Origin of the sequence: Kocuria gwangalliensis (assembly GCF_039544365.1) — a bacterium.
Taxonomy (GTDB): domain Bacteria; phylum Actinomycetota; class Actinomycetes; order Actinomycetales; family Micrococcaceae; genus Kocuria; species Kocuria gwangalliensis.
This window is the reverse complement of the sequence record NZ_BAABLN010000037.1, coordinates 1-533: the sequence shown is the minus strand read 5'-3', so window position 1 is coordinate 533 and position 533 is coordinate 1. Positions and strand designations below refer to the sequence as shown.

General features: G+C 63.2%; 1 pseudogene. It reads left to right on the top strand.

Annotated features, from left to right (window positions below):
* Positions 1-533, top strand: a pseudogene (locus tag ABEA06_RS13455) (pyruvate dehydrogenase (acetyl-transferring), homodimeric type); the annotation flags it as partial.

Here is a 533-nt window from a genome sequence, read left to right as displayed (position 1 = left end):
GGTGGTGGTGACCAGATCTTCTGGCAGGGCCACTCCTCCCCCGGCAACTACGCGCGGGCCTACTTGGAAGGCCGCCTCACCGAAGAGCAGTTGGACGCGTTCCGCCAGGAAAAGACCAAGGCACCCGAGGGCCTGCCCTCGTACCCGCACCCGCGTTGTCTCCCCGACTTCTGGCAGTTCCCCACGGTGTCCATGGGTATCGGCCCGATGAACGCGATTTACCAGGCGCAGTTCAACCGTTACATCCACAACCGCGGCATCAAGGACACCTCAGACCAGCATGTCTGGGCGTTCCTCGGTGACGGTGAAATGGACGAGCCCGAAAGCCGCGGACTCCTCCAGCTGGCAGCCAATGACAAGCTGGACAACCTCACCTTCGTGGTCAACTGCAACCTGCAGCGCCTGGACGGTCCGGTGCGCGGTAACGGCAAGATCATCCAGGAGCTGGAGGCGTTCTTCCGCGGTGCCGGCTGGAACGTCATCAAGGTCGTGTGGGGCCGCGAGTGGGACACGCTGTTGGAGAAGGACACCAC